Origin of the sequence: Ralstonia mojiangensis, from assembly GCF_023955645.1 — a bacterium.
Taxonomy (GTDB): Bacteria; Pseudomonadota; Gammaproteobacteria; order Burkholderiales; family Burkholderiaceae; genus Ralstonia; species Ralstonia mojiangensis.
The window spans coordinates 909,552-932,635 of the sequence record NZ_JAMXHU010000001.1 but is presented as its reverse complement, the minus strand read 5'-3'; the positions used below and the strand labels follow the sequence as shown (position 1 = coordinate 932,635).

Here is a 23,084-nt window from a genome sequence, read left to right as displayed (position 1 = left end):
GCTACCGCGATTGCCAACGTGCAAGCCACGCCGGGCGAGCAGCCGCATCGAGCCAGTTCTTGACGATCAGCCCAAGCTCCGTGTCGCCCGCAATCTTGAGGCGGCGCTGGAAAAACAGCGTATCTGCGTCGGCAGTGCCACGAATGAGCGCAACGAAATCGCCCACGCCGGCACGCAACTCCAGTTCGGGTTCTGGGCTTGAAGCGGAAAGCGTGTGGAACGCTCCACCGCGGCAGCAAAAGCAGGCGCGCAGGCCGAGATCTTCTACGGTGATGGCAAAGCGCCGCCCTTCCAGTTCCGGGGGCGGCGTGAGCCAAGACAGGCGGCGAGCCAAATCGAGCCCCATCACGAAGGGAAACGACGTCACTGGTGCCGGCAGGCGGCGCGCCATGCGAACAAGCACTTCGGGTGGGCGCAGTCGCGTCATTGCGGCGCCTCCAGCCATTCAATGCCTGACTGCCCGTGCCAATAGCCGTTGCAGCGACCGATGCCCTCGGGCGGCTGCACGTCTTGCACGGGCAGACCTAGGCGCAGGGCATCCAGTGCAGCCACGGCGTCCAGCGTGCCTTGCGATTGCGGGCTGACACGCAGCACCTTCACGCCCAGCGCAGACAGCGCGGGCGCCTGATCGAGAATGTCGAGACATTGCCCCGATTGCGTCTGGATACCGTTGATGGCGAGAAACTCCTGCCCTTCGCGCGTGCGCACGGCCAGGCCATCCGGATGCTCGATGCAGCGGAAGCCGCAGTCGTCCTTGTTGAGGCGAAAGTGCCGCGCCGTAAAGCAGCGTGCAGAAAATGCCAGCGGCAAGCGCCCCCACACCATCGCTTCGATTGCCAAGTCGGCAGGCCTCTCATGCATCAGATCGGCCAGTGTGGTCTGGCTCATCTCCAGCGGCATGACCGCACGCACGGCACCCAGCCCGGCCAGCCATGCCAGCGTCGCGCCGTGATACGCGTTGCAATGCGGTCCTGCAACGAATGGCCGGCCGTTCAGCAACCGCACAGCGCCAAGCTCGCCGGCTTCGACCATCCAGTCGTCCTGCTGACATTGCTTGCGCAACGCCTGTGCCTCGGCACTCGTTTCGATGAGCGTGCGCGTCGATAGCACCACCGATTTGCCCGCCTCGCGCAGCATGGCCGCGATATCGAGCCAGTCGTCCGCCCGCAATTCGTGGCGGCGGCTGCAGACCGTCTCGCCCACGTAGACGATGTCGACGGGGCTGGCGGCGACCTCCGTGTAAAAGTCGAATGTCTGTAGCCGCGGCCAGTAATACAGCAGCGGACCAAGCGAAATTTCGTAGGACATGATGTGCCTTTCTATTTCCAGGGGCGATCAAACGCGCCTTGCGTGACGTGCGCGCCTTCTGCGTGACGCACGAGTGCCGCCTGCCAGTCGGGCTTGACGGAGAAGCGCGCCGGGTCCGCCTGTGCCGCATCCAATGCGGCGCGCAACGTAGCCACTACTTGCGCAACGTACGCCGGACTGCGCTGGCGCCCCTCGATCTTGATTGCCGACACGCCCATGGCGATCAACCGGGGCAACAGGCTGAGCGCATTGAGGCTCGTGGGCTCTTCCAGCACGTGGTCGATCTCGCCGTCGACGAGGAATCGCCCCTTGCACAGCGTCGGATACCCAGCCGGTTCGCCCGGTGCGTATTGGTCGATCATGATGTTGTTCAGGCGTGCATCCAGGCTGCCGTCGCGCTCCACCCAGCGCACCGCATGCGCTGGCGAACACACGCCCTTGTTGTTGGGCGAATCACCCGTGGCATACGACGACAACAGGCAACGCCCTTCGGCCATCACGCACAGACTGCCAAAGCCGAACACCTCGATCTGCACCGACGTCTGCTGGATCACGCGTTCGACTTCGGTCAAGGTCAGCACACGCGGCAACACAGCGCGGTGGATGCCGAACTGCTCGCGCATCAGCTCGATGGCGCCGGCATGCGTGGCCGAACCCTGCACTGACAGGTGCAGCCGAAGGTTCGGATAGCGGTCGCGCGCATAGGCCATCAAGCCAGGGTCGGCCAGGATGACGGCATCGGCGCCCAGCATGTAGGCGGCATCGACGGCCATGCGCCACTCGATGGCGCGGCCCGGCTGCGGAAACGTGTTGATGGCAAACAGCACCTGGCGCCCTTTTCGATGCGCATATTCAACGCCAGCGCGGATGTCACTCTCGGTAAAGTTCAGGCCGGCGAAGTTGCGTGCGTTGGTCGCATTCTTCAAGCCGAGGTAGACGGTGTCGGCCCCGGCCTCCACGGCCGCCTTGAGTGCGGCCAGGCTGCCCGCTGGCGCCACCAGTTCAATTGGGGAAGCGTTCTGTGTCATGGCGGCCAGTCTGCGACTTGTCCGCCAATGTGGTTTTGCGTTCCGTCAACCGGGCGCAAACGCTCGCGAGACACGGCGAAACGTCAGCAGCGCCCGGCACAGCATCGCACCCAGCCACACGTGCGACAGCGCGAACAGCACGCCGGCGATCACCGCCATTCGTTGAGGTTGCAACGGCACCAGCAACAGCGCCAGCAACACGAGCAGGAGCAGGCGGGCATGCCAATGCTGTTGCCGCTCGCCGATCAACGTTTGCATAGCCGGCAGCCGCACATGCCGCGGCACCCGCCTGCGCAGATGCATCCAGATCATGAACGGGATGATCTTGCCGAGCATCGCGTTGACAGGCAGCACGCCGCCGCCCACGAGCGCCAGCACGCCCATCTCCCACGCGACGGGCCAGTCTGCTGGCAGCCAAGACGCGGTCAGACCCAGCACGGGAACCACCAGCCAAGCGACGGAAGCCGCCAGCCACAGCCGCCAGCCCGGATCGTGCCGACGGCGCGCGCTGCGCACTGCCTGCGCGCCCACCATCGCCAGCGCTGCCACGGCGAGCCAGCCCCACGATTGCCAAAGCACCGCGCCGCGCCCGACGCCCCGCAGACTGCCAATGATCAGCGGCGCCCACAGCCACCACGGCATCAGCCGATGCCAGCGCTCCGGCAAACGCCGCGTCTGCCAGAACATCGGCAACACTGTCGACGCCACGCCCGCGACCAACGTGGCCAGCCAACCGCCGAGGCCCCAGCCGACATGCAGAGCCAGCAGGCCGGGGGATAGCGCAAACCATCCGCTGGCCAAGGCCGTGGCAAGCGTCGCGCCGCTCGCCAGCGTTGCCAACACGGCCCAGCCGATGCGGCGCAGTGTTCGCACCGTCGCGTGCGTGGCGCGCGTCTGCACCACGCGCATGCCCGCAAGGACGATCAACGCAGCGGGCACGGCCAGCAGCGGCGCCCCCATCCATGCAGCCAGCACGAACGCGCGATGATTTGCGCCCAGGAAACCGGTCGCCAGTGCAGATGCCGTTGCCACGCACGAGAGCGCCACCCATGGCGAAACCCATCTCGCGCCACGCACAGGCACGCCGGCCACCACGGGAAGCAATTGAAATAGCGCACCGAGCATCGCCGGAAAAAGCACGCCCACGGCCAAGGCATGAACCAGCGCGAGCGACAGCGGCGCGAATCGGTCAGGCAAACCCGCGGATGGCCCCAGCGCTAATAGAAGACCCGCCGCGGCGCCCACCCACGGCACCGGCAGCAGGCAGCCGAACACCACGCCAGCGGGCGGCATGCGTTCGTAGAAAAGCGTGGGGGCAGTTGACATCGGGCCGGCCGGATATCTATCTAGCCGACCACGTTAGCGCAGCCGCCTCTGCATGCGCTTGATATGCGTTAAGCGTCAGCGCGGTGTGAATCCGATGGAACGCCGCTCGCGCAGTTCCGGCTTGATGGAATGCTCCTGTCGCAGTTGTGCGAGGAAGGATTCCGGGTCAAGCGTCTCGCCCAACAGCAAAGACTGCTGCTTGACCACCGCAAAATCGCCCGGCGTGAGCATGTCGAGCGACGCCAGCATCTCGCGCCACACAGGCTTGAGCGCCTCGGCTTTGCCGCCCAGCGCTTCCGCAATGAACATCTGCTCGCGCTGCGCACGCACCAGCGGCTTGAAGCGGATCTTGAACGCAAACCGCCGCAGCGCCGCTTCGTCAATACGATCAAACAAGTTGGTCGTACAGACGAAGATGCCGTCAAAGCGCTCCATGCCCTGCAGCATCTCGTTGACTTCCGACACCTCGTAATTGCGCACCGCGCCCTGGCGGCTCTGCATGAAACTGTCCGCCTCGTCGAGCAGGAGCAGTGCACGTTCTTCTTCGGCTCGCGAGAACATCGCCGCAATCTGCTGCTCGGTTTCGCCGACGTACTTGCTCATCAAGTCCGACGCACGGCGAATCATCAACGGCATGTCGAGCTGCGCAGCAATGTGTTCAGCCAGCACCGTCTTGCCCGTGCCCGGCGGCCCGTAGAAGCACAGCGTGCCGCGTCGCCGCGCGCGCAGTGCTTCGATGATGCGTTCGACGGAAAACCGTGTCTCCAGGTTCAGATAATCCAGCTTGTATTCGGTCACGACGCGATGCGCCTGCACGTCTGGCCGCAAGCCCATCGCCTGATCCGCGTGGTCGAGCTGACGCTCGATCAGTGACTCAGCGGACTCCTCCATGGCCGGCTGCGTCAGGCGGGCAAAGCGGGCAGCAGAATCGATCTGCGCAGGTGTGAGCGTCTTGCGCGCCGCCAGCTTGGCCATGAACGCGTCCGACACCTCCAGCCCCTCCAGGTGCTTGCGGATGATGCTCTCGCGCACCGTCGCCGGCGGCACCTTCAGCTCAAGATGGAACTGGAAACGGCGCAGGTACGCCGGGTCGATCTGGCGGATGGAATTCGACACCCAGATCACCGGCACGGGGTTCTGCTCCAGCGTCTGGTTCACCCACGCCTTGCCGTTGACGGAGCCACGCGGCTCTTCGTGGCCGAAGAGGCTCATCAGCTCACGCGTCGGGCCGGGAAATACATCCTCCACCTCGTCGAACAGCAGCACGGCGCCGGGCCGCCCGCGCAGGAATGCCTGCGACACCTGCAGCGAGCGGTAGCGGTCTTTGCCCGTGAGGCTATTGCCGTCCTTGTCGAGGCAATCCACTTCGTACAGTTCGCAACCGGCGTCGCGCGCCAGCACGCGGGCCAGCTCAGTCTTACCGGTGCCCGGCGCGCCGTACAGCAGGATGTTCACGCCCGAAGCGCGTTGCTGCGACGCGTTCTCCAACAGCGCGGTCAGGTAGCGCGCATCGGTTTCCACATGCGGGTAATCGGACTGCGACAGCGTGGTCGGCGGTGCCGGACGCGTGAAGACGGCCATCATGTCCGCCTCGCTAGCGTAGTCGCCCAGCAGCACGTGCAGCAGGCGGTCGGAGATGCGCATCAGATCGCCCAGGTCGGTGACGCTGTTCTCGGGCAGCGGAGGCTCGATCAGACCCAACGTCTCCAGCCGCGAACCGGGCCGCAATGACGCAGCAACTTCGGACGTGCTCGCCCCCGCCAGGCTGGCGAGCAGCTGAAACGCTTCCTGGCTGTGCGCGACCTTGCAATCGACCATCACTGCGCGCAGATCGCGCTTGTATTTCACCAGGGAAGCAAACAGCAGCAGCGCGCGTTCGTGCGGCGGCAGGCCGAGCACGCGGGCCAGCATGTCGATGTTGCCGACGAGCAGGACACGTTCACCGGAGAGCCGCTCGCCCAGCGCATCGCACGACGCGCCGAACACCGTGAACATGTCCTTGGCGTGATGCTTGACGTACTCGTCGAGGTAATAGAAGAGCGAGCCTTCGTCGAAGGCGCTGCTCCACTGGCCGTGGCGGTCCATGAAGGTGGGCAGGTCGAGCTTGCCGACCGCGCGCCAGCCCGGCATGTCGGCGCAGCGTGCAGACAGAAAGCGCTGCAGCCGCTGAATGACCGTCACGGGCCAGATCAGCTCCGGCGCGCACACGGTGAGGATGTCGTTGATATTGGTGCGCAGGTTGAAGCGCAGGCCCATCGCGCAGACCGTGCGCAGCGCAAACTGCGCGCACATGGAATCCAGCGACGACAACAACAGCGCCTGCGGCTGCCTGCCGCCCGTGGGGACGAACGTGCCATCGTCGTCAGCGTCGTCCATGTTGAGGTTGGCTTCATCCATGGTCGCCCCCTTCTTCCCCGTTTCACGGTTGGCCGGCCGGTCACCGTGTTTGAATGATTTTCATCCTAGCGCGTTTGCGCACACAGCGTACCCCGGGTGGACCCGTGTCTTTGCAAGTTGCGAGCCCGCAGCGCCTCGAATGGCCAACCGCCTGCACAGGCAGTTTCTCGCCATCAGCCGTCTGGACGTGAGCCTCACCCCACGAAAGAGAGGGAATTTGTGCGCAAATAGGAATCATTATCGTTTATACTTTACCTATCGACACAATAGGCTGAACGCAAACTGTGCTCGGTTGTCGCAACACTGTTGCAGTTGCAGGCCTACAATACCTGTCACGCTGGCGGCGACCCCGCCAGCTTCAACGCTAGGCGCCATGGAATTGCTCCTGAGTCTGCTCATCAGCATTGGGGTTTCACTGATCGTCTTCGGCAAGCGCTGACGCTGTGCCGCTTTCGTTGTTCATCCCACCACCATCGCATTGCATTCCTTTTTTCTGCTTTCGATTCCCGGTCGTTGATGATTCACCCTCGTACTCTCAAGATTCTGGTGGTCGTACTGTTGCTGCACGCGGGCGTGCTGATGCTGATCCAGCTTGGCTTGATCGCCCCGCGCCCGCCTGTCGAAGAACCGCTCGAAATCCAGGCGCACATCATTCCGGCCGCGCCTGAGCCGATCAAGCAACCGGAGCCGCCCAAGCAGCAGCCGGTCAAGCAAGAGGCTCCCAAGCCCGTCAACATCGTCAAGCCGGTCGCGCAACCCAAGCCCACGCCGATGCCGACCCCCACACTGCCGCCGTCGGACAACGCGCCCGTGGTGCCTGCCGCACCGCCCACGCCGCCGGCACCGGCTCCAGAACCTGCTCCCGCACCGGCACCGGTTTCATCTGGCCCGATCAGCGTCGGCATCAACGACATCCAATGCAGCGATCCGCCGCTCGTGTATCCCAGCATGTCGCAGAAAATGGGCGAAGAAGGCCGCGCCATGGTCAAGATCTCCATCGGCACGGCCGGCGAAGTCACCAACGTGGCAGTCACCTCGTCGTCCGGCTCGCCGCGCCTTGACCGTGCCGCCACCGATGCCGCGCGCGCCATCAAGTGCAGCCCTTACAAGCAGAACGGCCATGCCGTGCCCGTGGTGGCCAGCAAGCCGTTCGTCTTCAAGCTCGATAACTAATTCGATTCCGCTTCTCGCTTAGCCTCTCGCTCAATTCAGGACATTCATCATGCAGGAACTCGGTCTTTCTCACCTCTGGACACAAGGCGATATCGTCACGCGCGCGACGGCGATTCTGCTGCTCATCATGTCGCTCGCCTCGTGGATCGTCATCTTCACCAAGGCGTGGGACATCGTGCGTCTGAAGTCGATGGCGCAAGGCGCTGAAAAGCGTTTCTGGCACTCGGACGATTTCGATCACGCCATGCAGACGCTGGGCTCGCCCAAGGACAACCCGTTCCACACGCTGGCGCAGACCGGCCGCGAGGCCGCGCAGCACCACCGCGCGAGCCAGCCGCAGCTGCACGATGTGATGGACATCTCCGACTGGATCACGCGCTCGCTCAAGAGCGCCATCGATGAGGCCGTGGGCCAAATGCAATCGGGCTTGGCTGTGCTGGCATCGGTCGGCTCAACTGCACCGTTCGTCGGCCTGTTCGGCACGGTGTGGGGTATTTATCACGCCCTGCTCGGCATCGGCGCCGTGGGCGTGCCGACCATCGACAAGGTGGCTGGCCCCGTGGGCGAATCGCTCATCATGACGGCCTTCGGTCTGGCCGTGGCTATTCCGGCGGTGCTCGGCTACAACGCCCTCACGCGCGGCAACAAGGCCATCATCGCCAAGCTCAACCGCTTTGCGCATGACCTGCACGCTTACTTTGTGACCGGCGCGCGCCTGCGCCCGGGCAGTTCGCGTGACGACGCCGGCGTGCGTCTGGCGGCGGTCAAGCAGCAGTAAGGAGAGGCCATGTCCTTCGGATCTTTCGACAGCGACGACGAGGTGATGAGCGAGATCAACATGACGCCGCTGGTCGACGTCATGCTGGTGCTGCTGATCATCTTCATCATCACCATTCCGGTGATCAACCATGCGGTGAAGATCGACCTGCCGCGCGCGTCCAACAAACCCGACGACGCCAAGCCGCAAAGCGTGAACGTCGAGATCAACGCAGACGGCCAGGTGTTCTGGAACAACCAGCCGGTTGACGAGGCCACGCTGCAGGCCGACATCGCCCAGGCCGCGCAGCAGCAGCCGCAGCCGGAAATGCACCTGCGCGCTGACCGCAACGTGCGCTACGAGCGTGTAGCGCAGGTGATGGCTTCCATCCAACGCGGCGGGCTTTCCCGCATCGGCTTCGTGACGGAGCCGCAGCACTAAGCGGCACGCATCACCGTGCCCAACGAACCTCGTCTTCGAGGGTTCGTCGCCTCATGACCTAACGCAACCGGGCCACGCGCCCGGTTTTTTTTCGAGCACGGATCAGCGCATTCTCAGATCACACTTGTAGTGATAACGATTCTCATTTACCCTATCTGGAATTCGCTGGGCTGACTTCAGCCAGCGCCCCAGCCTCGTTTTTCGCTCGCCAGGACATTGCTATGAATGTTGCCGAACACCAAGACGCAGGACGTACCGTGACGCGTCGTCGTCACGTCATCGTGGCTCGCAAACGCCCCGCCGATCTGAATGCCGCGCCCGCAACGGAGGCCGCATCAGCGGCACCCGAAGCCGTGCGGGATATCCCGTCTGCCATCGGTGACACGCGGGTGATGACTTCCGAGCAACTCTTTGCCGGCCAGAACGCCGTGGCCATCCGCCACAACGGGGCAATCTACACGCTGCGCGTGACGCGCTTCGGCAAGCTGATTCTGACCAAGTAACACTGCAACACGCACCGGCTTTTGTGGGGACGTCTCTCTCAGGAGACATTCGGCCCTAGCCAGCCCTCGTCATTTCGCATCGCCAGACGATTGCCAGCCATGCCGTTCTTTCCCCGCATTGCGGCGCGCCCAAAGAAAAAGGGCGCGACCATTGCCGCGCCCTTCCCTTTGTTGATTCGATTGCCGTGATTGCGTATCAGCAGATCACGTTCACAGCGGCAATGCCCGCCTTGGCGATCACCACATCTTCCGTGGATTTCACGCCCGACACACCGACCGCACCGGCACACACGCCTTCCACCATCACAGGCACACCGCCTTCAAGCATGCCCTGCAGATGCGGCGCCGACAGGAACGAAATGCGGCCGTTGTTGATGATGTCTTCGTAGATCTTCGACTCGCGACGGCCCAGCGCTGCGGTACGCGCCTTTTCCGGAGCGATGTATGCCGAGATGGTGGCGCAGCCGTCCATGCGGCGCAGGCCCATCAGATGGCCCCCATCGTCCACCACGGCAATCGTCACGTTCCATTGGTGCGCACGCGCTTCTTTCTCGGCAGCGTCCAGGATCTTGGTGACATCGTCCTGGCACAGGCACGGTTTCGTTTTCATGACGTTCTCCTTGGTGGTTGTAATGCAAAAGGCGCAAGGGCTGCGTAAAGCCCGTATCAGGCAAAAGTATGCCATCGGCATCGTTCGCTTCCACAGCATGATCGTGCACCAATGACGCAAAAGAGCCGATACATTCCTGCGCTTCAGTATCGTTGAGTATCGTTCCGCCTGCGCCATACGCGAGCGTTTCTTGCGTCCCTTGCGAGCCAACGTTAACACGCGGCAAGCGTCAGAAAGATGCACAAAGAAAAAGCCCGGGTATCGCCCGGGCTTGATGTTGCGATGCGGCAGCGACCCTGCCGCTGCTCCTTTACGGTTGACGATCAGTGCAGGCGCCGTCGGTGTACGGATCGGCGCGTTCCATCTTCGCACCGTCGGTATAGGGATCGGCACGCCCCATCTTCGCGCCATCGGTGTACGGATCAGCGCGGCTTACCTTGGCACCGTCAGTGTACGGATCGGCGCGGCTCACCTTGTGGGTAGTCTGATACGGATCGATCGAACCGGCGTGCGCGACCGCCGCGCCTAGCGCGAGGGCCAAGCCGCTTGCGGCCGCAACCAAGGTGCGCGTTGCAAAGCGTTGCGTGGTGACTTGCATGAGGACTCCTTCGGTCATGACACTGCGAACATGACGTGCGCCGCTGCGGCACACGTGTCCGCGTCGTTCACGCGGACGTCATATCGACCGGGTAGCGAGCGCCCAGTTCTGCACCGCGCTGCTTTGTCACGGGGCGGTAGCGCGCTTACCCGTCATCCAAATCGACGCACATGGCGTGCCACGCTGGCACCTGCCGCCCAAGGAAAAAGGCTCCCGAAGGAGCCTTTCTCTAGGCGGGTGCGCCGCTTAGCGCCAGCGGCCCCAGTGACGGCCATCGTACCAGCGATAACGCGGGCCCCAACGGTACCAGCCTGCGCCCACCACAACAGGTGCCGGGCCGTAAGCGGGCGGACCGTAATACACAGGCGCCGGTGCGTAATACGCCGGCGGCGGTGGCGCGTAGTAGACCGGAGGCGGAGGCGGCGGTGGGTAGTACACCGGTGCAGGGGCCACATACACAGGGGCCACCGGCACGCCAAACCCGATGCCGACGCTCACGTGCGCCGACGCCATCTGCGGCACGGCCAGCACTGCCAGTGCGGCTGCACCTGCAATCCACAGCACATTGCGTCGAATCATCTTCATCATCTGCAGCTGAAGCGCCGGGCGAATCCGTAGCCGGCGCGAAATACGGTATCTGTATTGTATTCAGAGCCGCTGACACAGGTGATACGGTGCTGGCGAATTAGTAACAGAACGTAACACCACCCAATAAGGGTCGCTCCGTCAGTCAAGCGCGGGGCTGCAGTCGAATTCGCCGGAGGCGATCATCGCCTCGGCATACGCTCGCGCGGCTTCCAGCGCGCTCGCCGCGCTCGGATACGTATTCGCCGATTCGCGCACGGTTGTACGGGCTAAGAGGGTCTCACCGTTGCTGGCGCGCAAGATGCTCACTTCGGCGCGCCAAGCTTGCGGCGAGAGTTCATAGGCAGATACCTCGATTTTGCAGTCGTCTCGGAAAGTCATGTGTCCTCCGGTTCGTATTGGATTGGCCCAGCCTCGTGTCAATGCACGAAGAGCCAGATCACCAGCAACACAAGCGCGGGAACACCCAAGAGCCACGCAACGAGATAGGGCATGACAACCTCCCACATGTTGATAGGCATGTAGGAAGTGTAAAGACGCGCGCATGGGCAGAGTGTCGACCTCCGCCCGCGCCCTTTTGTAGGACTGTACCGAAATGACTGTCGGCCCACGCCGACGCTTCTCACCCGTACAGAGGAGCCTTAGCGTGCAGTGCCGTCCCTGGCGGCTACGTCACTTGGACTCGGGATACGGCTCGCACCGGCCTCTTCAGCCGCCTCTGCCGCAGCCACCTCCAGGCCGACCGATGCTTTGAAGAAATTCACGGCGGCCTCGGCGCCAGGAGGCGCGGCGTCCACAAAATTTTCCGCGACGAAGCCCCATTGCCGGCGCACTTCGTCACCGTGTTGCTGCAAGGCGCGGGCGATCCCGTTCTGCGTCTCGACGCCGATCTCAACAAAGTTGCGCGTATAGCCCGAGACGCGTTCGCCGGCCGGTTGCAGATAACGCGCTTGTGCGTTCCACCATTGGCCTGCGTCCTGCGCACCTGCGGCGTCGTGCAAGCAGTGTTCCGTCTCGCCGAGACCGGTCTTGAGGGCCTGCAGATTGAGCCCGATCAGGCGATTGACGCCGTTTACGGCCTCTTCCGTGACGGCCATCCAGGTTTCGAGCTGCGATCGTTGCAGAACGCCGAGTTGCTCCAGAGTCATCATGTCGGTTACTCCCTCGTGAGATCGGTAAATACGTCCAGCATGTGCCGGGCGTTTCAGTGTAGCTGCGCGCGACGCCGATTTCTTTGACCTCACCCGTTTGTCCTACATGCGTTTCGGACGTCTTCGCCTGCGGTGCCGGCCATGTGCGCGTTAGAGTCGAACGCCTCATTCACCAAACCACGGAGTCACGATGAAACGTCTCGCCGCTGCCCTGATCGCTAGCGCTTCCATTGCCGCCACACCGCAGGCTTTCGCACAAGTTGCTGGCCACGCTGCGCTAGGGGTATCCGTTACTGAACTCGATGCCGTCATCAAAGGCGTGAGTGTGAAGAAGCAGGTGCTCGGCAAGCCGGTCTACAACGAGGCCAAGGAGAAGGTCGGCAATGTGCAGGACTTGATCTTGACGCCCGAGAATGCCGTCTCGTTCGCTATCGTTGGTGCGGGCGGCTTCGTGGGCGTGGGCCGTCATGACGTGGCCATTCCCGTGAATCAGTTCCAGTACGACCAAGGCAGGATTGTGCTGCCGGGCGCGACCAAAGACGCCATCAAGGCGCTGCCCGAATTCAAGTACGAGCGTCAGCCAAAGCCTGCCAAGGCCTGATGCCCGGGGGAACTTTGTCCTCCGCAGCCGCGCTGAAGGTGTGGGAATTGGCTGACACGCCTTTCAGGCAACCTGACCTGCACATACTGGCGTGCGTGTTCTTGAATGAAGATACACAGACGACAAAAGGAGTTTGTTATGCGTGCCTTCGTATCCTTGATTCTGGCGGCCGCATTGGCATCCGTCAGCGGATGCGCGGACATGACGCCAAAGCAGCGCAATACTGCGCTAGGCGCAGCCGCAGGTGGTGTCGCCGGGGCGGCCATCTGGGGCGGTCCGGGCGCCACGCTGGGTGGTGCGGCACTGGGTGGCGTGGTCGGTAACGCCGTCACCAAGTAGCCCCCAAGCGCGCAGCGATGCGCGCGCTGCAAGCTCGGGCCAGGCCATATCGCCTGGCCCTTTTTGTTGCCTGAGAGCGGCGCACTGCCATTGCACATTCCCCTCATACGCATATGCGAATGCCGGCGCATAATCGGCGTTTTGCAACGGAGGCAATGTGCGATACGAGCAAGAAGGTTTTGGCGTGAGCAGCACACCGATCCTCAGCGTCGAAGGCCTGCGCAAACGTTACGGCGACCAGACTGTCGTCGACAACCTGAGCTTCAGCGTTCGGCGCGGCCAGTGCTTTGGCCTGCTCGGCCCCAACGGCGCCGGCAAGACGACCACGCTGCGCATGCTGCTCGGCATGACGATGCCCGATGCGGGCAGCCTGAGACTGTGCGACGAACCCGTCCCCGAAGCCGCACACCGTGCACGCATGCGCGTGGGCGTCGTGCCGCAGTTCGACAATCTCGATCCTGATTTCTCCGTCTCGGAAAACCTGCGCATCTTCGGACGCTACTTTGGCCTGTCGTCTGCCACCATCCGCGAGCGCATCCCTACCCTGCTGGAGTTTGCGCGGCTCGAACAGAAAGCCGATGCGCCTGTGCGCGCGCTCTCGGGCGGCATGAAGCGGCGGCTGACGGTCGCACGCGCGCTGATCAACGATCCCGACATCCTCGTCATGGACGAGCCCACCACGGGGCTCGACCCGCAAGCGCGGCACCTGATCTGGGAGCGCCTGCGCTCATTGCTCGCCGCCGGCAAGACCATCTTGCTGACCACGCATTTCATGGAAGAAGCCGAGCGCCTGTGCGATGAGCTCTGCGTGATCGACAACGGCCGCAAGATCGCGCAAGGCAAGCCTCAAGAACTCATCGCACGCGAAATCGGCTGCGACGTCGTTGAAGTCTACGGTGACGACCTCAACGCCCTGCGCACGCTGCTCACACCGCTCGCTGATCGCGTCGAAACCAGTGGCGAAACGCTCTTCTGCTATGCACGCGATCCGCAGCCGCTGGTGGCCGCGCTGCGCACGCAGGCAGAAACGCACACCATGCCTGGGCTGCGCTACCTGCACCGCCCGGCCAATCTCGAAGATGTGTTCCTGCGCCTGACCGGCCGCGAAATGCGCGACTGAGAGAACCGCCCATGTCTACTGAAACTGCACTCACCCCAACGCAGAAACAAGCCTTTCCACAGCCGCTGCTGCCATTGAACTTCCGCAACTGGCAGTACGTCTGGCTGCGCAACTTCATGGTGTGGCGCAAGCTGGCCATTCCATCGATGGCAGGCAATCTGGCTGACCCGATGATTTACCTGTTCGGCCTTGGGCTCGGCCTGGGCCTGCTGGTCGGGCGCGTCGACGGCGTGTCGTACATCGCATTCCTGGCGGCCGGCACGGTGGCGTCCAGCACGATGATGTCTGCGAGCTTTGAGGCGATGTACTCCGCGTTTTCGCGCATGCATGTGCAACGCACGTGGGAGGCGATTCTGTACGCGCCGCTCAGCCTGGGCGACGTCGTCCTCGGCGAGCTGCTCTGGGCTGCCAGCAAGTCGGTGCTTTCGGGCTTGGCGATCATGCTGGTCGCAGGTGCGCTCGGGTATGCGTCGATGCCGCAGGCGCTGCTCGCCCTGCCCGTCATCGTGCTGACCGGCTTCACCTTTGCCTGCCTGGCGATGAACATGACGGCGCTTGCGCCCAACTACGACTTCTTCATGTTCTACCAGACGCTGGTGATCACGCCGATGATGCTGCTCTCGGGCGTGTTCTTTCCGCTGTCGCAACTGCCGGCACCGGTGCGCGCGGCGACGAGCGTGCTGCCGTTGCCGCACGCGGTGGACCTGATCCGCCCACTGATGCTGGGCCGCACGCCCGACAACATCCTGCTGCACCTCGGCGTGTTGCTGCTCTACGCCGTTGGCGCGTTGCTGCTGTGCTTGTGGCTGCTGCGTCGTCGCATGCTCAAGTAAGGCGCGGTCCGGACAGCCAACAAAAAAAGCCCGTCGCAATGACGGGCTTTTTTTTTTGCTGCATTCGAGATTTACTCGTTCACGGCGGAGCGCTGCAGATGCAATTGCGTACGCGGATCATCGTTCTGCGCATTCTCACGGTCGGCTTTGGCCGAGCTGTTGCGCGCGGCCTCCAGACGATCGAGGTACGCCTCGTCAATGTCCCCCGTCACGTACTTGCCGTCAAAACATGACGCATCGAAATCCTTCAGCTCCGGATTGACGTCGCGTACGGCACGCTTCATGTCTTCCACGTCCTGGTACACAAGCTGGTCTGCGCCGATGATCTTGGCGATCTCTTCGTGCGTGCGGCCATAAGCGACCAGTTCGCCGCGCGTCGGCATATCGATACCGTACACGTTCGGGAACTTCACCGGCGGCGCAGCCGAAGCGAAGATCACCTTCTTCGCACCGGCATCGCGCGCCATCTGCACGATCTCCGACGACGTCGTACCCCGCACGATGGAGTCGTCGACGATCAGCACGTTCTTGTCCTTGAACTCGATCGCCATGGCGTTGAGTTTCTGGCGCACGGACTTCTTGCGCACCGCCTGGCCCGGCATGATGAAGGTGCGGCCCACGTAGCGGTTCTTGAAGAAGCCTTCGCGATACGGCACGCCCAGGTGGTTGGCCACTTGCATTGCGGCCGGACGCGACGAATCCGGAATCGGCATCACCACGTCGATCTTGTCGGTCACCTCGCGCTTGATCTTCTCGGCGAGGTAATCGCCCATGCGCAGGCGTGCGTCGTACACCGACACGCCGTCCATGCGGGAGTCCGGACGGGCGAGGTACACGTATTCAAAAATGCACGGTGAAAGCACCGGGTTCGCGGCGCATTGCTTGGTGTGCAGCTTGCCCTCGAGGTCGATGAAGATGGCTTCACCAGGAGCCACATCGCGCTCGAACTTGAAGCCGATGCCTTCCAGCGCCACCGATTCCGAGGCAACCATGTATTCGATGTCGCCATCCGGCGTTTCCTGGCTGCCCAGCGCGAGCGGACGGATACCGAACGGGTCACGCACAGCCAGCACGCCGTAGCCCGAAATCTCGGCAGCGATGGCATACGAACCGCGCACGCGGCGGTGCAGGCCTTCCACCGCCGTGAAGATGGAGTCGCGATTCAGCGGGATGTCGTTGCTGGCGCGTTGCAGCTCGTCGGCCAGCACGTTGAGCAGCACTTCGGAGTCGGACTGCGTGTTGATATGGCGGCGGTCGCGCCGGAACATCTCATCGCGCAGTTGATCCGAGTTCGTCAGGTTGCCGTTATGTGCCAGCACGATGCCGAACGGCGCGTTGACATAGAACGGTTGGGCCTCTTCCTCGCTGGAGGAACCTGCGGTCGGATAGCGCACTTGACCAATGCCGCTCGTACCCGGCAGACCGCGCATGTTGCGCGTGCGGAACACGTCACGCACCATGCCGTTGGCCTTGTGCATGTGGAAAGTGCTGCCCGAAGCGGTGGCAATGCCCGCCGCGTCTTGCCCGCGATGTTGCAGGAGCAACAGACTGTCGTAGATCAGCTGATTGACGGGCGTGGCTGAGACCACCCCAACGATACCGCACATGTCGAACTCCAGCGAGAACGTATTTGGTGGCGCCCACACCCGTTGCGGGCGCCGAAAAAGCTTCCCGGATTGCCTAGCTTGTGGCCAGACGCTCCAGATCAATAGTGAACATACTTCGCGACATCCGGTGGCAACAACGGCTTGGCCGCCTGTGCTGCCTGCTCCGCGTAAGGCCTTGTCATCGCATCGCGCCAGAACGGCTGCTCAGGCAGGCTGGTAAAACCGGCCACCGTCATCAGTACGAGGATGATCACGCCACCGCGTGCCAACCCGAACACCATACCCAGACCGCGATCCGCCGGCTTGAGCCCCGCGCTCGCCAGGGCCGCCGAGAGCAGCGCACCCACCAGCGAAGTTGCAATCACCGTCACGATAAACAGTAGGACGAAACCGAGAATGGTGCGTGCGACTGGCCCACCGGGCAGCGATTCCGGCATCCAGCCCGCCGCCACGCCTGAAAACGTGTACGCCACCCACGCGGCAAACAACCACCCGAGCAACGCCAGCACTTCGCGGATCAGCCCGCGAAACAACCCAATCAGCGCCGATGTGACGATGATGAACAGCACACCGTAGTCAAAGAAAGTCGGTTGCATCGGGCAGCGGCTTGGATTGACTGTGGCGGAATGCGGCGTGATGAATCAGCAAATCTGACGAGCGCGCTGAGTACACGTTCGGCCGCATCGTCATTGCTGCACGAGTTTTGGCGTCAGGCCAATCTGCTCAGCACGCTTCTGCGCCGCTTCGGCGGATGCACGATCGTTGAACGGACCCGCTCGCAGCAAGGCCAGATCGCCCTTCTCAGGCACCTTCTTGTGTTCGATGTAACCGGGAATCTTCTCGCCCTTGAGCTTGCCCAGCCAATTGCGGGCGCGGTCCTCGGAAGCAAACGCGCCGATCAGGAGAATGAACTTGCCGCCGTTGGCATCGGTGCTCGCTGCGGCCGTTTGCTGTGTGGGCTGGGCTGCCGGTTGGGCGGGTTTCGTCGCGGGCTTGGATTCAGCAGGTGGCGTCAGGCTGGCGACAGGCTTGGGCGGTGTCGTCGGTTTAGTTGCAGCCGGCGGGTTCTGAGCCTCCGACGGCGCGTCGTTGCTCGCAACCACCTCTTCGCCCTGGTCAAGCGCCTGCGCCTGATCCGTCGACGAGGCTGCCGGACGCGACGCAGAACGCCGGCTGGCGACCTTCGGCTCATCGGTCGAGGCTTTGGCGCCACGATCAACCGGCTGATCCTGGATCTGCACGGCCACGGCATCGGTCACGGGGCGCGGCTTGGCATCAAACACGAGGGGCAACACGATGACGGCAGCGCCAACCAGCACCAAGGCGCCGATCAGCCGACGGCGAGCGCGTTGCTTTTGCGGGAGTTCGGGATCAAGGCCGTCGTCGTCATCGTCGGTGCGACGGGAGGCGCGGCTGCGAGCAGTCGACGATGCGCGCGAACCACGCACCGCATCGCGAGCCACATCGGCAGCACTGCCGGCGGCTGCGCCGCGTGTGCGTTCGCCTTCAGCGTTCTTGCGGGAGGAAAAGATGGAAAACAGTCCCATGAGGGCCCCGGTTTTAGTGCGCGCGACTCTTGCGCTCCGCCAGCACGCCGGCAACGGTGTAGAACGATCCGAAGACCACGATTCTATCATCCTCGGTCGCCCGCTCCATGGCGTTGCGATAGGCTGTGGCGGGATCGCTGAATGTGCTCACGCTCGATTCCTTGCCTGCGTGGAAACCGCAGTCGGCCAGAGCTTGCGCCAGGCTTGCAGCGCTCGCGGCGCGCGGCGTCGGCAAGTCGGTCAGGCACCAGTGATCGACCTTGTCGAGCATGTGCCCGAGAACACCCGCGATGTCCTTGTCCTGCATCGCACCGAACACCGCGTAGGTGTAGCGGTAGAAACCCATGTTCTCGAGGTTCTGCCCCAGCGCAGCCGACGCGTGCGGGTTATGCGCAACGTCCAGGACGACGGACGGACGGCCCGGCAAGACCTGGAAGCGCCCCGGCAACACCACCTGCGACAACCCCAGACGCACGTCCTGCGCCGAGATCGGCAACCGGTCGCGCACTGATTCCAACGCCGCCAGCGCGGCCGAAGCGTTCAGCAACTGGTTTGCCCCGCGCAATGCCGGATAGCCGAGGCTCGGCCAACGGCGCCCGCGGCCGCTAAAGCCCCACTGCTGCTTGTCACCTTGGAAATTGAAATCGCGGCCGATCAGCCAAAGATCCGCGCCAATGGCCTCGGCGTGCTTCGCCACGGAAATCGGCGGCACCGGGTCAGCGCAGATCGCCGGCTTGCCCGCGCGAAAGATGCCGGCTTTCTCAAAGCCGATCGCCTCGCGGGTATCGCCCAGGTAGGCCATGTGATCGAGATCGACGCTGGTAATGATGGCGCAATCGGTATCGATAATGTTGACCGCATCCAACCGGCCGCCCAGGCCGACTTCCAGGACCACCGCATCGAGCCCCGAATTGGCGAACAGATGCATGATCGCCAGCGTGGTGAATTCGAAATAGGTCAGGCTGACGGGCTCGGGGAAGCTGCAGCGCGCACGCTCCACCGCCTCAAAGTGCGGCAGCAACATCGCGTCTGTGGCGATCTCCCCATTTACGCGAGCACGCTCGTTAAAGTCGATCAGGTGCGGCGAAGTATGGCAACCCACCTTGTAGCCGGCGGCCAGCAGGATCGCCTCCAGCATCGCGCAGGTCGAGCCCTTGCCATTGGTGCCGCCCACCGTGAAGACGACTGACTTGAATTCCAGCCCGAGCGCCTCGCGCACGCGACTGATGCGGGCCAAGCCCATGTCGATGCCGACCGGGTGTGCGGTTTCCAGGTGGGCCAGCCAGTCGGGCAACGTGTCGAATGTAGGCATGCGAAATAAGTGGCGCGGCTTCGCGGAAACGGGCCGCGCAAAAACAAGAAGCGCGGACTCACGCCCGCGCTTCGGTTCAACAGATGTGCTGCATCAGGCCAGTGCGTCGGCCGGTTGCTTCTGCAGGAGCGCCAGAAGCTCGGCGATCTCGCGGCGCATGTTGCGGCGGTCGACAATCATGTCGATGGCGCCCTTCGTCAGCAGGAACTCAGCGCGCTGGAAGCCTTCCGGCAGTTTCTCGCGCACGGTCTGCTCGATCACACGCGGGCCGGCAAAGCCGATCATTGCCTTGGGCTCGGCGATCACCACGTCGCCCATGAAGGCGAAGCTGGCAGACACACCGCCCGTGGTGGGATCGGTCAGCACGCTGATGAACGGCAACTTGGCTTCCGCCAACTTCTGGACCATCGCAGTGGTCTTGGCCATTTGCATGAGCGACAGCAGACTTTCCTGCATGCGCGCACCGCCTGACGCCGTCACACAGATGAACGGAACCTTCTGTTCCAGCGCCATCTGTGCGCCACGCGCGAAACGCTCGCCCACTACAGAGCCCATCGAGCCCGTCATAAACTCGAACTCGAAGCAAGCCACCACCACCGGCAGCGCATGGATGGCGCCGCCCAGCACGACCATGGCATCGGTCTCGCCGGTGTTGTCCATGGCCGCCTTGATGCGGTCGGGGTACTTTTTGCTGTCCTTGAACTTGAGCGCGTCGACCGGAAGGATCTCCTGGCCCAGCTCATAGCGGCCCTCGGCGTCCAGCAGCGCGTCCAGACGGGCACGCGCGCCAATGCGCATGTGATGATCGCATTTGGGACAGACGTGCAGATTGGCTTCGACGTCGGTACGGTACAGCACCGACTCGCAGGCCGGGCATTTGACCCAGAGGCCTTCCGGAATGCCCTTGCGTTGCGACGGATCGGTCTGTTGGATCTTGGGCGGAAGCAGTTTGTCCAGCCAGCTCATGCGTGCTCCTTGAATGCAGTGTCGCCGAGATCAGGCGTCGAGCGCCTGGCGAATCTCTGCGATGAAATCAGTCAAGTATTGTACCGCTTGTTCGCGAGGTGCTTCTTCAAGCAATTGCACAATGCGGGATCCGATGACTACCGCATCCGCCACACCGCTGATCGCGCGTGCTGTTGCCGCATCACGGATGCCAAACCCGACACCCACCGGCAACCTCGCGTGCTGGCGAATTTGCGGGATGCGCGCGGCGACCGCGTCCAGGTCGATGGTGGCCGCGCCTGTCACGCCCTTAAGCGACACGTAGTAGATGTAGCCGCTCGCCACGCGGGCAATCTGCGCGATGCGCGCCTCGGTGGACGTGGGCGCCAACAGGAAGATCGGATCGATGCCGGCGGCGCGCATGGTCTTGGCAAAGGCTTCGCACTCTTCGGGCGGATAGTCAACCACCAGCACGCCGTCGACGCCCGCTTCGGATGCAGCCTTGGCAAAGGCATCCACGCCCATGCGTTCGATCGGGTTGGCGTAGCCCATGAGCACCACGGGCGTCGTTGAATCCGTGGTGCGGAATGTGCGCACATACTCCAGCACCGTGCGCAGGCCGACTTTGTTGACCAATGCGCGCTCCGACGCACGCTGGATGACAGGGCCGTCGGCCATCGGGTCTGAGAACGGCACGCCCAGTTCGATGACGTTGGAACCGCCCTTGACCAGCGCGTGCATCAGGTCGACGGTCATCTCGGGGTACGGATCGCCCGCCGTGATGAACGGGATCAGGCCCTTGCGACCCTGTGCGGACAACTGCGAAAAAGTTTGAGCAATGCGGGACATAGCGGGATCAGTGTGTCAGGCAACCTTGATGGTCTCAGGCGCCTGCGATTCAGTCGGTTGGGCGTTGGCGGCAGCGGCGGCATGCACGGCAGCCACGCGCTCGCGTGCCACGCGGCAATAGTCGGCGTTGATCTCGAAGCCGGCGAAGCGGCGTCCAAGCCGCGCACATGCCGCAGCCGTGGTGCCGCTACCCAGGAACGGGTCCAGCACCAAGCCGCCCGGCGGGCAGCTTGCCAGGATCATGCGCTCCACCAGTTCCAGCGGCTTCTGCGTCGGGTGCTCTGCGCGCTCCGGGTCTTGCCGGTGCAGGCGCGACACGCTCCACACGTCTTTCGGGTTGTAGCCGACTTCCAGCCACTTCTTGCCCTCGAAACGCTTGCGGCTGCGCGCCTTCTTCGTCTCGGCGTCGTACGGAATGCGCACGGCGTCGACGTCGAAGTAGTAATCGCGCGAGGCAGCAAAGAAGCCGATGTTGTCGTGCACCGACGAAAACTTGCGCGTGCTGCCGCCCATGCTGGGCACACGGCGATCCCAGATGATCTCGTTGACCATCGTGAGGCGCCGCTTGAGCATGACGAACAGTTCGGGCGCGTATTGCCACGTGCAGAACAGGTAGAGCGATCCGTTGCGCGCCAGCTTTGGCCGCACCGCATCGATCCAGCGTTCGGACCAGGCGAGGTACGCGTCGCCCGACAGCTTGTCGGAGTCGTTGCCGTAATCCTTGCCCAGCCCGTACGGCGGATCGGCGATGACAAGGTCCACACTGCCGTCGGCCAGATGCCCGACCCCGGTAATGCAGTCCTCGTTGAAGATGCCGTCGATGGCGCGCTCGGTCATGCGTGTGCCAGTGCCGTTAGAGTTTGATGCCGGAGAATTCGGCGACGGTATGCATGTCCTTGTCGCCACGGCCGGACAGGTTCACCAGCAGGATCTTGTCCTTGGGCAGCGTCGGCGCCAGCTTGCACGCATACGCGAGCGCATGGCTCGATTCCAGCGCCGGGATGATGCCCTCCATGCGGCACAGGTCATGGAAGGACTGCAGCGCTTCCTTGTCGGTAATACCGACGTATTCCGCGCGCTGCACATCCTTCAACCAGGCGTGCTCCGGACCGACGCCCGGATAATCGAGCCCGGCCGAAATCGAATGCGTCTCGATGATCTGGCCGTCCTCATCCTGCAGCAAATAGGTGCGATTGCCGTGCAGCACGCCCGGTGAGCCGCCCGTGAGCGACGCGGCGTGGCGGCCGGTTTCGATGCCCTCGCCCGCCGCTTCCACGCCGATCAGCTTCACGTCGGCATGGTCGATATACGGATAGAAGATGCCCATGGCGTTGGAGCCGCCGCCCACGCAGGCGATGACGGCATCGGGCTGGCGCCCGGTCATCTCCGGCATCTGCACTTTGCATTCCTCGCCGATCACGGCCTGGAAGTCGCGCACCATCATCGGGTACGGATGCGGGCCCGCCACCGTGCCGATGATGTAGAAGGTGTCAGCCACGTTGGTCACCCAGTCGCGCATCGCTTCGTTCAGCGCGTCCTTGAGTGTGCGCGAGCCCGACTCCACCGGCACCACGGTCGCGCCCAGCAGCTTCATGCGGTAGACGTTGGCAGCTTGGCGGCGCACGTCTTCGCTGCCCATGTAGACGACACATTCCATGCCGTAGCGCGCGGCAATCGTGGCCGTGGCCACGCCGTGCTGGCCGGCACCGGTTTCAGCAATCACGCGTGGCTTGCCCATGCGGCGTGCCAGCAGTGCCTGGCCGATGACGTTGTTCACCTTATGCGCGCCGGTGTGGTTCAGGTCTTCGCGCTTGAGGTAGATCTGCGCACCGCCGCAGTGTTCGGTCAGGCGGCGTGCGTGATAGATGGGCGACGGACGGCCAACGAAATGCTTCAGCTCGTATTCGTATTCCTTGACGAATTCGGGATCGTGCTGGTAACGCGCGTAGGCGTCGCGCAATTCATCGAGCGCGTGAGACAGCGTTTCCGCAACGAAGGTACCGCCGTAGGGGCCGAAATGGCCGTGGGCGTCGGGCAGGTTGTACATGGCAATC

26 protein-coding genes are annotated in these 23,084 nt (G+C 63.4%); 8 read left to right on the top strand and 18 right to left on the bottom strand.

Annotation, left to right across the window (positions count from 1 at the left end; translation table 11 throughout):
• Position 1: 1 nt before the first annotated feature.
• The 5 genes from ubiT to NG898_RS04445 form a co-directional block, all read right to left on the bottom strand.
• The gene (ubiT, locus tag NG898_RS04465; RefSeq protein WP_252691239.1) at positions 2–427 is read right to left on the bottom strand and encodes a ubiquinone anaerobic biosynthesis accessory factor UbiT; all 426 of its coding nucleotides are present in this window, start codon (positions 425–427) and stop codon (positions 2–4) included.
• On the bottom strand, positions 424–1,308 hold the full coding sequence (locus tag NG898_RS04460; protein ID WP_252691238.1) for a U32 family peptidase: 885 nt from the start codon (positions 1,306–1,308) through the stop codon (positions 424–426). The genes ubiT and NG898_RS04460 overlap by 4 nt, the downstream gene beginning before the upstream one ends.
• Positions 1,309–1,319: 11 nt before the next feature.
• Positions 1,320–2,336, bottom strand: coding sequence for a ubiquinone anaerobic biosynthesis protein UbiU (gene ubiU / locus NG898_RS04455; protein WP_252691237.1), 1,017 nt, complete (start codon positions 2,334–2,336; stop codon positions 1,320–1,322).
• Positions 2,337–2,381: 45 nt separating this feature from the next.
• Complete coding sequence (locus NG898_RS04450; RefSeq protein WP_252691236.1) at positions 2,382–3,662, bottom strand: hypothetical protein; 1,281 nt, start codon at positions 3,660–3,662, stop codon at positions 2,382–2,384.
• A 75-nt stretch (positions 3,663–3,737) separates the two neighbouring features.
• Positions 3,738–6,059, bottom strand: a complete 2,322-nt coding sequence (locus NG898_RS04445; protein WP_252691235.1) for an AAA family ATPase — start codon at positions 6,057–6,059, stop codon at positions 3,738–3,740.
• A gap of 516 nt (positions 6,060–6,575) precedes the next feature.
• On the opposite strand from NG898_RS04445, the gene NG898_RS04440 reads away from it, so the two are divergent.
• The 4 genes from NG898_RS04440 to hemP all read left to right on the top strand — a co-directional run bounded on the left by NG898_RS04440 (position 6,576) and on the right by hemP (position 8,933).
• Complete coding sequence (locus NG898_RS04440; RefSeq protein WP_252691234.1) at positions 6,576–7,232, top strand: energy transducer TonB; 657 nt, start codon at positions 6,576–6,578, stop codon at positions 7,230–7,232.
• Positions 7,233–7,281: 49 nt separating this feature from the next.
• Complete coding sequence (locus NG898_RS04435; protein WP_252691233.1) at positions 7,282–8,010, top strand: MotA/TolQ/ExbB proton channel family protein; 729 nt, start codon at positions 7,282–7,284, stop codon at positions 8,008–8,010.
• 9 nt (positions 8,011–8,019) lie between these two features.
• A complete protein-coding gene (locus NG898_RS04430; RefSeq protein WP_024975369.1) occupies positions 8,020–8,430 on the top strand; it encodes an ExbD/TolR family protein in 411 nt (136 codons plus the stop codon).
• A 221-nt stretch (positions 8,431–8,651) separates the two neighbouring features.
• A complete protein-coding gene (hemP, locus tag NG898_RS04425; RefSeq protein ID WP_232040387.1) occupies positions 8,652–8,933 on the top strand; it encodes a hemin uptake protein HemP in 282 nt (93 codons plus the stop codon).
• A 196-nt stretch (positions 8,934–9,129) separates the two neighbouring features.
• Here the strand turns inward: hemP and NG898_RS04420 are convergent, their stop codons facing one another.
• The 5 genes from NG898_RS04420 to NG898_RS04400 all read right to left on the bottom strand — a co-directional run bounded on the left by NG898_RS04420 (position 9,130) and on the right by NG898_RS04400 (position 11,877).
• Complete coding sequence (locus NG898_RS04420; RefSeq protein ID WP_024972523.1) at positions 9,130–9,543, bottom strand: GlcG/HbpS family heme-binding protein; 414 nt, start codon at positions 9,541–9,543, stop codon at positions 9,130–9,132.
• Positions 9,544–9,853: 310 nt separating this feature from the next.
• Entirely contained in the window at positions 9,854–10,141 is a 288-nt protein-coding gene (locus NG898_RS04415; RefSeq protein ID WP_252691232.1) for a hypothetical protein, read from the bottom strand.
• A 246-nt stretch (positions 10,142–10,387) separates the two neighbouring features.
• A complete protein-coding gene (locus NG898_RS04410; protein WP_252691231.1) occupies positions 10,388–10,726 on the bottom strand; it encodes a hypothetical protein in 339 nt (112 codons plus the stop codon).
• A 141-nt stretch (positions 10,727–10,867) separates the two neighbouring features.
• On the bottom strand, positions 10,868–11,107 hold the full coding sequence (locus NG898_RS04405; protein ID WP_252691230.1) for a hypothetical protein: 240 nt from the start codon (positions 11,105–11,107) through the stop codon (positions 10,868–10,870).
• A 260-nt stretch (positions 11,108–11,367) separates the two neighbouring features.
• Positions 11,368–11,877 (bottom strand): phasin family protein, encoded by a 510-nt coding sequence (locus NG898_RS04400; RefSeq protein WP_252691229.1) that lies wholly within the window; start codon positions 11,875–11,877, stop codon positions 11,368–11,370.
• Positions 11,878–12,067: 190 nt separating this feature from the next.
• Between NG898_RS04400 and NG898_RS04395 the strand changes: the two genes are divergently transcribed.
• From NG898_RS04395 to NG898_RS04380, 4 genes are all read left to right on the top strand, one after another.
• Positions 12,068–12,478, top strand: a complete 411-nt coding sequence (locus NG898_RS04395; RefSeq protein WP_252691228.1) for a PRC-barrel domain-containing protein — start codon at positions 12,068–12,070, stop codon at positions 12,476–12,478.
• A 138-nt stretch (positions 12,479–12,616) separates the two neighbouring features.
• Positions 12,617–12,817: a glycine zipper 2TM domain-containing protein gene (locus tag NG898_RS04390; RefSeq protein ID WP_004634401.1), complete on the top strand. Its 201-nt coding sequence runs from the start codon at positions 12,617–12,619 to the stop codon at positions 12,815–12,817.
• A 157-nt stretch (positions 12,818–12,974) separates the two neighbouring features.
• Positions 12,975–13,937: a nodulation factor ABC transporter ATP-binding protein NodI gene (nodI, locus tag NG898_RS04385; RefSeq protein WP_024975362.1), complete on the top strand. Its 963-nt coding sequence runs from the start codon at positions 12,975–12,977 to the stop codon at positions 13,935–13,937.
• Between the two features lie 11 nt (positions 13,938–13,948).
• Positions 13,949–14,770, top strand: coding sequence for an ABC transporter permease (locus NG898_RS04380; protein WP_252691227.1), 822 nt, complete (start codon positions 13,949–13,951; stop codon positions 14,768–14,770).
• Between the two features lie 71 nt (positions 14,771–14,841).
• Here the strand turns inward: NG898_RS04380 and purF are convergent, their stop codons facing one another.
• The 8 genes from purF to trpB form a co-directional block, all read right to left on the bottom strand.
• On the bottom strand, positions 14,842–16,377 hold the full coding sequence (gene purF, locus NG898_RS04375; RefSeq protein WP_252691226.1) for an amidophosphoribosyltransferase: 1,536 nt from the start codon (positions 16,375–16,377) through the stop codon (positions 14,842–14,844).
• Between the two features lie 98 nt (positions 16,378–16,475).
• Positions 16,476–16,973: a CvpA family protein gene (locus NG898_RS04370; protein ID WP_252691225.1), complete on the bottom strand. Its 498-nt coding sequence runs from the start codon at positions 16,971–16,973 to the stop codon at positions 16,476–16,478.
• Between the two features lie 90 nt (positions 16,974–17,063).
• Complete coding sequence (locus NG898_RS04365; RefSeq protein ID WP_252691224.1) at positions 17,064–17,924, bottom strand: SPOR domain-containing protein; 861 nt, start codon at positions 17,922–17,924, stop codon at positions 17,064–17,066.
• 13 nt (positions 17,925–17,937) lie between these two features.
• Complete coding sequence (gene folC, locus NG898_RS04360; RefSeq protein WP_252691223.1) at positions 17,938–19,236, bottom strand: bifunctional tetrahydrofolate synthase/dihydrofolate synthase; 1,299 nt, start codon at positions 19,234–19,236, stop codon at positions 17,938–17,940.
• 93 nt (positions 19,237–19,329) lie between these two features.
• A complete protein-coding gene (gene accD, locus NG898_RS04355) occupies positions 19,330–20,202 on the bottom strand; it encodes an acetyl-CoA carboxylase, carboxyltransferase subunit beta (protein WP_092969676.1) in 873 nt (290 codons plus the stop codon).
• Between the two features lie 30 nt (positions 20,203–20,232).
• Entirely contained in the window at positions 20,233–21,030 is a 798-nt protein-coding gene (gene trpA / locus NG898_RS04350) for a tryptophan synthase subunit alpha (RefSeq protein ID WP_252691222.1), read from the bottom strand.
• Positions 21,031–21,045: 15 nt separating this feature from the next.
• The gene (locus NG898_RS04345) at positions 21,046–21,867 is read right to left on the bottom strand and encodes a DNA-methyltransferase (protein ID WP_252691221.1); all 822 of its coding nucleotides are present in this window, start codon (positions 21,865–21,867) and stop codon (positions 21,046–21,048) included.
• 16 nt (positions 21,868–21,883) lie between these two features.
• Complete coding sequence (gene trpB / locus NG898_RS04340; protein ID WP_252691220.1) at positions 21,884–23,077, bottom strand: tryptophan synthase subunit beta; 1,194 nt, start codon at positions 23,075–23,077, stop codon at positions 21,884–21,886.
• Positions 23,078–23,084: the final 7 nt, after the last annotated feature.

Coding starts and splice junctions, on each gene's coding strand:
- folC (WP_252691223.1), bottom strand. CDS start 19,236: ATGCCTACATTCGACACGTTGCCCGACTGGCTGGCCCACCTGGAAACC.
- NG898_RS04370 (WP_252691225.1), bottom strand. CDS start 16,973: ATGCAACCGACTTTCTTTGACTACGGTGTGCTGTTCATCATCGTCACA.
- NG898_RS04420 (WP_024972523.1), bottom strand. CDS start 9,543: ATGAAAACGAAACCGTGCCTGTGCCAGGACGATGTCACCAAGATCCTG.
- NG898_RS04390 (WP_004634401.1), top strand. CDS start 12,617: ATGCGTGCCTTCGTATCCTTGATTCTGGCGGCCGCATTGGCATCCGTC.
- ubiU (WP_252691237.1), bottom strand. CDS start 2,336: ATGACACAGAACGCTTCCCCAATTGAACTGGTGGCGCCAGCGGGCAGC.
- purF (WP_252691226.1), bottom strand. CDS start 16,377: ATGTGCGGTATCGTTGGGGTGGTCTCAGCCACGCCCGTCAATCAGCTG.
- ubiT (WP_252691239.1), bottom strand. CDS start 427: ATGACGCGACTGCGCCCACCCGAAGTGCTTGTTCGCATGGCGCGCCGC.
- NG898_RS04345 (WP_252691221.1), bottom strand. CDS start 21,867: ATGACCGAGCGCGCCATCGACGGCATCTTCAACGAGGACTGCATTACC.
- NG898_RS04435 (WP_252691233.1), top strand. CDS start 7,282: ATGCAGGAACTCGGTCTTTCTCACCTCTGGACACAAGGCGATATCGTC.
- NG898_RS04405 (WP_252691230.1), bottom strand. CDS start 11,107: ATGACTTTCCGAGACGACTGCAAAATCGAGGTATCTGCCTATGAACTC.
- trpA (WP_252691222.1), bottom strand. CDS start 21,030: ATGTCCCGCATTGCTCAAACTTTTTCGCAGTTGTCCGCACAGGGTCGC.
- NG898_RS04445 (WP_252691235.1), bottom strand. CDS start 6,059: ATGGATGAAGCCAACCTCAACATGGACGACGCTGACGACGATGGCACG.
- NG898_RS04395 (WP_252691228.1), top strand. CDS start 12,068: ATGAAACGTCTCGCCGCTGCCCTGATCGCTAGCGCTTCCATTGCCGCC.
- NG898_RS04450 (WP_252691236.1), bottom strand. CDS start 3,662: ATGTCAACTGCCCCCACGCTTTTCTACGAACGCATGCCGCCCGCTGGC.
- accD (WP_092969676.1), bottom strand. CDS start 20,202: ATGAGCTGGCTGGACAAACTGCTTCCGCCCAAGATCCAACAGACCGAT.
- NG898_RS04410 (WP_252691231.1), bottom strand. CDS start 10,726: ATGAAGATGATTCGACGCAATGTGCTGTGGATTGCAGGTGCAGCCGCA.
- NG898_RS04365 (WP_252691224.1), bottom strand. CDS start 17,924: ATGGGACTGTTTTCCATCTTTTCCTCCCGCAAGAACGCTGAAGGCGAA.
- trpB (WP_252691220.1), bottom strand. CDS start 23,077: ATGTACAACCTGCCCGACGCCCACGGCCATTTCGGCCCCTACGGCGGT.
- NG898_RS04430 (WP_024975369.1), top strand. CDS start 8,020: ATGTCCTTCGGATCTTTCGACAGCGACGACGAGGTGATGAGCGAGATC.
- NG898_RS04400 (WP_252691229.1), bottom strand. CDS start 11,877: ATGATGACTCTGGAGCAACTCGGCGTTCTGCAACGATCGCAGCTCGAA.
- NG898_RS04440 (WP_252691234.1), top strand. CDS start 6,576: ATGATTCACCCTCGTACTCTCAAGATTCTGGTGGTCGTACTGTTGCTG.
- hemP (WP_232040387.1), top strand. CDS start 8,652: ATGAATGTTGCCGAACACCAAGACGCAGGACGTACCGTGACGCGTCGT.
- NG898_RS04415 (WP_252691232.1), bottom strand. CDS start 10,141: ATGCAAGTCACCACGCAACGCTTTGCAACGCGCACCTTGGTTGCGGCC.
- NG898_RS04460 (WP_252691238.1), bottom strand. CDS start 1,308: ATGTCCTACGAAATTTCGCTTGGTCCGCTGCTGTATTACTGGCCGCGG.
- NG898_RS04380 (WP_252691227.1), top strand. CDS start 13,949: ATGTCTACTGAAACTGCACTCACCCCAACGCAGAAACAAGCCTTTCCA.